Below are 7,220 nucleotides of genomic sequence, written 5' to 3' on the forward strand. Positions count from 1 at the left end.
ATCTTTTAATGCAAAAATTAAAGACTTCAGGAGATCTTTAAGAGGCGTTGTGGATATTGACTTCTTCTTATTTCGTTTAACGAAAATATTCGCCTAATTAGAATGATTATTTTGTTAGACCCAGGTTTTGCCGGTGATCCTATTTTAGTTGAAACTTATTTGTAGAATTCAGGGCACAAAAAAAGCTCCTAACTTTCGTTAAGAGCTTCTCTAAGTAGCGGGGATCAGACTCGAACTGATGACCTTTGGGTTATGAGCCCAACGAGCTACCAACTGCTCCACCCCGCAATATATTTTTAATAAGTTGAAATCGACGAAAACGAATCCTCGAAAGGATTCTCTATGTAGCGGGGATCAGACTCGAACTGATGACCTTTGGGTTATGAGCCCAACGAGCTACCAACTGCTCCACCCCGCAATATATTTTCAGTATGTTTTCGTCGATAAAAGAAATTCCGTTGAATTTCTAAGTAGCGGGGATCAGACTCGAACTGATGACCTTTGGGTTATGAGCCCAACGAGCTACCAACTGCTCCACCCCGCAATATATCTTTAGATTGTTATCTTTCTTATTTGCGATTGCAAAGATACGCCCTTTTTAAACTAAAGCAAGGCAATTCATATATTTTTTTGAGAATGTCGATAATCTCTGTCCGCTGTACGTGGCTTGAAAGGTAGAGGTAATGAAGATGATTAATTCAAATCAATTCCCATCGTGCAAGAAATCATCGTGTTGAAGTTTTATTAACAAGAAAGGACAAGTTGAAGAATGAATATTTGCCTCCTGAAAATATTTTTAGAAATAGGCTCTTAATTCCACACTTCCCACGTGAATTGCTGCATTTCCCTCAGCTTGCCTTCCTCTGTAGTTGATATTCATTTGGAAAGTTTTCGATAATTGTTGTTGATAATTTAGGTGCCATGTCATATTGTTCCCAGGTAAAAAGCCTTCGAGCATCTCGTAGGCAATCGAACTATTACTATCGCTATTGTAAGTTAGGTTTAGGTAATGTACCGCGGCATTCCAGTTTTTCTTTTTTCCGGGAGAAAACTGAGCTTCCAATCCCAAGTCATGAGATTCTAACTTTTCAATGTTCAATCTGTTTTCTTTATTCTTGAAGAGGTATTCGAATTCCAATTGAAAATTTCGTCCCACTTGATATTTGAGTTTGAGTTCATTTTTAAGATAGTTCAACTTATAATCCTTGCTTGAATAAACTTCGCTGCCGCGTGTTTTGTTTCCCTGATCAAATCGATTACTTATTTGCCAATCTTGCTTTCTCCAAATCAGGCGTAAGCCATTTTGCGATAGTTGACTCTTTTCAAAGCCATTATTCAAAAGAAGCTTGCTTTCATTTTTCAAATAGATATAGTCATAGGTCATCTTCGACTTTTTCGGATGAAATGAAAGCGTATTTTGTAGAGATGAAGTCAGATTGATGATATGGGTATTGCTTTGTGTCGATGAGAAAGGATTGCCGTATAGGTTGAAATCATTGTTAGTGCTCTTCTTAGCAATTCTATACGAAAAGCGGTTACTTATCGCAGAGGCAAACTTAATAAGTTTGGAACTCCCTTTAAGGCGCTTCAGTTGGATGTTTAGGCTTTGTCGGTACTCGCTAGTATAAACTTTTCGATAGTTGGTTGTGATGTTTGAGATTCGAATGTAATTGGCTTCATCTTTAAAACTTGAAATTTCAAATTCGTTAATCTCCTTAATTTCATTATTATTGTAATCGGTCCATTTGTAAACGCCTTGTCCCGCGTTTACTTCGAGGTATGAGTAGACCCGATCAGCTTCCAGTCCAGAACCCAATTCATAATATGTGGATGTTCTAATTATCCCTTTCAACATTCTTGATCGGTGCTCCAATTTTCCCAGGAAGTTTTCTTCGGGTTTTTCATTGCTGATTTCCTGATTCAGAATACGTAACTTTCGATAGTTACTGCTCAGCTTTAATTGGTTTTTCTTGTTCTTTTTTAACCAAAGAATAAAACCAATATCCTCGGACTCACTTTGGGAACTCATTTTGTTTTCCCAAGGCAATAAATCTTTGCGATATTGATAAAAAGTTTCAAATTGATTTTGGCTTGTTCCACTGCTTTTTAGGTAGACCTTATAAGTTTTATTAGCAAAGCTATTCGCCAGTAAACTGTGACTGGTTTTTTCTTTCCATTGATTGTTTTCGCTGTGCTGTTCCAAGCCTATGTTTAGCGCTTTTAGTTTATAAATGGCAGCCATATTATTTCTGAAAAATTTGGTTTCTGTCTCGTTTTGATCACTTGCCAATAAGTTTGCATTCCAGCTTAACTCAAAATGTTTGCTGTGATATTTGGCTATGGTATTCTGTCGTAAACCCTTAAATTGCGATGACTGATTTAGTGCCGAAATTTCGTAAGTAAAGTGGCTGACTTTATTCTGATATGTATTTTGTAGCTCTACAAAATGTTCCTGACTCTTGTTTGTTTGCTCCTGAATATTCCAATCCCTATTGAACTCGGGAGATCTGAATTTCTCAACTTCTTCGAAATTATCGCTAAGATAATTATAGGCGATAGAAGTATTAAAAACTTGATTTGTATCTTTTAAAAAGGTTTTTCGATGGCTTTCGAACATAAAGGCTAATGCCTTATTGTTCTTATCGTCTATGGAAGAAAAGGAATTGAGATCCTTATTGCTCAAAGCAATTTCGAATTGACTATTGGCACGCTCTGAGTGTTTGAGTTGACCACCAAAGCTTATCATTTGGTGTTTCTCAGGAGCGATCAGTTGTGAGTTAATGGAGAAATCCCCTTGAGGAATAGAATTAATGGGGGCTACCCATTTATAAACCCGTCCATTGGCTGATGATTCAATTTGTATGTAGTTTCCTTTTTTGTCACCCACATATGAAAAGTGGATTTGATAAATCGCTTCTTCCGCTTGAGTCGAGTAGGTATAAGTTTCATAATCTTTCCCATCAATTTGCTGGATAACCTTTTTATATAAGACCAGTTCATTCGTGAATTCGACGGTCTGAATTTGAGGTGTAATGGCAGCTTGCAGATTATCGCCTAACTGACTTAGTAAGAGTTTTTGCTCGTCGTTCAAGTTCTGGCTGATGGTGTTATTTTTATTATCCTGCTCGTTATAGAAATTGAATTGGAAACTAGACTTCTCGCCTTTTATTTCGGTGCTATTGTAGATTAAATACCTTGAGTAATTTTCCTCGGAATATTCAAACTCAGCAATAATTCTGGAATTTCGATTGATGGGTTGACTGGTATTGAAGCTCAGCTCAGCAGTATTGTAATTGATGCTGTAATCCTGATTTTCACCACGGGTTAGAAGTTTTCCATCTTTGTAAATCTTCTCTGATCCGGCAAGTATAATAATATAAGTTTCGTTGTTTTTTCCATATAATCTGTATGGACCTTGATTGCCTTCAAGGCCCTGAATCTCCATTCTGTTGAATTTCCCTTTAGCAATGGAAGCACTTATTTGTGTGAGTACTTTTGTTTTATTTCCACCTGAAACGAGACCTTGGTATTGTCCGCCTTGCACTTTCTTTCTAAACCTCAAGAAGTGAGATTTATTAGAGTTTTCTATTTGATAATCCCCCAAAGTAAGCTCATGTTTTTCGTTGAAAAGCTTGATGAAAATGCGATCAAAATCCTGTATTTGCTGTGTATTGCCATCGGGCTGAATAGGAATGTTGTCATCTGTAATGGCGGCAAGTATATTGACATTCTCGCTAAGCTTGCCAGATAATTGCAGGTTCAAATTCGAATTGCTCACCACATTCTGATTGTTTCCCAAGGATAAGCCACGGGTATAACTTCCCTGTTTGTTGAGTTGGGAGCTAAACTCATCTTTTTGATTTCTATAGTTTTGAGCTAGAGAGTAGCGTTTGTTTCGGATTATATCAGGCTGATTGATTTCATTGGGATGATGTTTGTAAAGTACCTGACCTATTTTGTAATTGAAAACTCGATATGTGATTTTGGCTTGAGATCCTTTAGATTTTAATTTCTCCTTTGGAATAAAGATGCCTTTAGCTAAGTTCAGTCGATAATAAGTACTATCTAATAATTCATTTGTGACCCATAGCTTTATCGTTGCGGGTAATATCAATAGAGAATCGAGCAGAATGCTGTCTTTTGAGATGTCAATCTGTCGAATTCTGATATTGCTTGACTTCTGAGCATAGCTGGCTGTGCACAGAAGAAGGGAAAAGCAAAAGAACAGAATTCGTCTCAAGATATAGGTATTACGGGAGTTGTCGGGTTAGTTTCATTGGGTTGAATAGATCAAGTTTCGAGTGATTAATTCAACGTACTAATTTGGGGATAATTTTTTTTAGAGTAGATAGATGGACATTAAAAATGTTTAGTTTTGCAATGTGAAATATGCGATTAGTCGATATTGATCAATTTTATCCTTATTTGTTTAATAAATAAGATCTCGTTTACATCTAATACGATTTTTTCGATCCTAAATTGTTTGACTCATGATTCTATTCTATAATCTATCTATCTTTTTCTATTCATTATTGGTTCGAATAGCATCTCTATTCAACCCTAAAGCTCAGCAATGGGTTCGTGGGCGTAAAGATATTTTTAAAAAAATAGAGGAGGCTGTAAAGGGTGAAACGAATATGGTTTGGTTTCATTCAGCATCCTTGGGCGAATTTGAGCAGGGAAGACCTGTAATAGAGGCATTCAAGGAGAAATATCCCAGTTATAAAATCCTATTGACTTTCTTTTCGCCATCAGGTTACGAGATTCGCAAGAATTATGAGGGTGTGGATTACGTTTTCTATTTACCCCTGGATACCAAGCGAAATGCAAAGGAATTCATTCGATTGATAAACCCTAAAATGGTTTTCTTTATTAAATATGAATTCTGGTATCATTATTTAAATGAACTTAGAAAGTTAGAAGTTCCTACCTATATCTTTTCAACCATATTTCGTCAGAAGCAGATGTTTTTTAAGCCTTATGGCGGACTGTATAGGAAAATACTTAAAGCTTTTACGCATTTCTTCGTTCAGAATGAGGAATCAATAGGGTTGCTTAAGGGAATTGGTTTTGAAAATGTGAGCCTGGCAGGAGATACGCGTTTCGATCGTGTTTATTCCATTGCTAAGCAAGCCAAAGTATTACCTCAACTTGAAGATTTTGCTCAAGACCGACCTGTGATGATTGCAGGAAGTACCTGGCCAAAGGATGAGGAGAATATCATTAAATATATCAACACATCAGATAATGATTATAAATATATTATCGCCGCTCACGAGGTTGATGAGAGCCATATCAAAAATATTGTGAGTGGTATTGAGAAACCTTACGTGCGATTCACTACAGCTACAAAAGCAGAGATTGATGCCGCAGAAGTTCTGGTTGTAGATTGTATTGGCGTTTTGTCTTCTTTGTATCGCTATGGTGATATTTCCTATATAGGTGGTGGTTTTGGGCGAGGAATTCATAATACTCTTGAAGCTGCTTGCTATGGCATGCCTGTTATTTTTGGTCCGAATTACCACAAATTTAAAGAAGCCAAAGATCTTCTTGCTATTGGTGGGGCACATACCTACGAAGTCTATGAAGAGTTAAATAGCCTTCTCGATTCTTATCATGAAGATGTCGAACTGAGAAAAAAATCTGGCGATTCTTCAAAAAATTACGTTGATGAGATGAGGGGTGCGACAGACAAAATTCTTAACACAATAAAGTTTTAGTTTAAGCAAGGTCTATCTTTCTTCACGATTTCAGCTTGTTAGTGTCATTTTAAAACTCATAATCTTATTTTAAATAGATTTTTCGGTAATTTTATTCTGAAAGTCTCTATTCTCAGTACGTTCGGAACGTATTGTATTATCTAGATGTTTTCTTTTTGGAAAACTTTTCCGTTTCCCTGAAATTGTTATGATCTGTATAGTAGGATATTAACAGTTTATTGTGGATAACTTTCTTCTATTTTTTAGTATTGGTATTGTTGGTTTGGAAAACGATAACTAAATTGCATATGAGAATGTAAAAGCTGTAAAAAAACAGAACTTTTACTCTTTTATGTAAATAATTTATGAGGTAGTTCCACAATTAATATTGATCATGACAGTTAAAGACAAGAAACGAGAGCCGATGGTTACACAGCAAACTTTTGATTCGGAAGAAGCATTTAAAGCCTCTCTTGAATATTTTAGAGGAGATGAACTAGCAGCACGTGTCTGGTTGAATAAATATGCCTTGAAAGATTCTTATGGCAATGTTTATGAAAAAACACCAGATGATATGCATCATCGTATTGCAAGTGAAATTGCCCGTGTAGAGAAGAAGTATTCTAATTCTTTGTCTGAAGATGAAATTTTTGCTGTGTTAAAAGATTTCAAATACATCGTGCCTCAGGGAAGTCCAATGTCTGGTATCGGAAATAAATTCCAAATTGCTTCTTTGTCTAATTGTTTTGTGATTGGTAACGAAGGTGATTCTGACTCGTATGGTGGAATCATGAAAATTGACCAGGAGCAGGTGCAGTTGATGAAACGCCGTGGCGGTGTAGGTCATGACTTGTCACATATTCGTCCAAAGGGATCACCTGTTAAGAATTCAGCACTAACATCTACAGGTATTGTACCATTTATGGAACGTTACTCGAATTCTACTCGTGAAGTAGCTCAGGATGGTCGCCGTGGTGCTTTAATGTTAAGTGTATCGGTAAAACACCCCGATTCGGAAGATTTTATCGATGCTAAAATGGAGCAGGGTAAAGTTACCGGAGCGAATGTTTCTGTGAAAATACTTGATGGATTTATGGAGGCTGTTCTTGCAGGAAAAGAATACACCCAACAATATCCTATCAACTCTGATAATCCGACTTATACTAAAAATATTGATGCGGGTAAATTGTGGAAGAAGATTGTTCACAATGCCTGGAAATCAGCAGAGCCTGGAATCTTATTCTGGGATACTATTGAAAAAGAATCTGTACCTGATTGCTATGCCGATCTGGGGTACCGTACTGTTTCTACTAACCCTTGTGGTGAGATTCCTTTGTGTCCATATGACAGTTGTCGCTTGTTGGCTATTAACCTTTACAGCTATGTGGAGAATCCTTTTACGCCTCAAGCTAGCTTCAACTTCGATTTGTTTAAGAAGCACGTTGGAATGGCTCAGCGTATTATGGATGATATTATTGATCTTGAGCTGGAGAAGATTGATGCAATTATCGCAAAAATTGA

General features: G+C 36.7%; 3 protein-coding genes and 3 tRNA genes. 2 read left to right on the forward strand and 4 right to left on the reverse strand.

All coding sequences use genetic code 11. The annotated features are described in order from the left end of the window. Nucleotides 1-215: 215 nt before the first annotated feature. The 4 genes from ABY905_RS12000 to ABY905_RS12015 form a co-directional block, all read right to left on the reverse strand. A tRNA-Met gene (locus ABY905_RS12000) sits at nucleotides 216-288 on the reverse strand. A 57-nt stretch (nucleotides 289-345) separates the two neighbouring features. Continuing rightward, nucleotides 346-418, reverse strand: a tRNA-Met gene (locus tag ABY905_RS12005). Nucleotides 419-471: 53 nt separating this feature from the next. Then, a tRNA-Met gene (locus ABY905_RS12010) sits at nucleotides 472-544 on the reverse strand. A gap of 252 nt (nucleotides 545-796) precedes the next feature. Then, entirely contained in the window at nucleotides 797-4,240 is a 3,444-nt protein-coding gene (locus tag ABY905_RS12015; RefSeq protein ID WP_372644190.1) for a hypothetical protein, read from the reverse strand. Between the two features lie 250 nt (nucleotides 4,241-4,490). On the opposite strand from ABY905_RS12015, the gene ABY905_RS12020 reads away from it, so the two are divergent. Further along, a complete protein-coding gene (locus ABY905_RS12020; RefSeq protein ID WP_372644193.1) occupies nucleotides 4,491-5,720 on the forward strand; it encodes a 3-deoxy-D-manno-octulosonic acid transferase in 1,230 nt (409 codons plus the stop codon). Between the two features lie 373 nt (nucleotides 5,721-6,093). Further along, nucleotides 6,094-7,220, forward strand: a 1,127-nt coding sequence (locus ABY905_RS12025) for a ribonucleotide reductase N-terminal alpha domain-containing protein (RefSeq protein WP_372644196.1), incomplete at its 3' end; no start/stop codon positions are given.

The organism is Ancylomarina sp. (assembly GCF_041555295.1).
Lineage (GTDB): Bacteria > Bacteroidota > Bacteroidia > Bacteroidales > Marinifilaceae > Ancylomarina.

Coding starts and splice junctions, on each gene's coding strand:
- ABY905_RS12020 (WP_372644193.1), top strand. CDS start 4,491: ATGATTCTATTCTATAATCTATCTATCTTTTTCTATTCATTATTGGTT.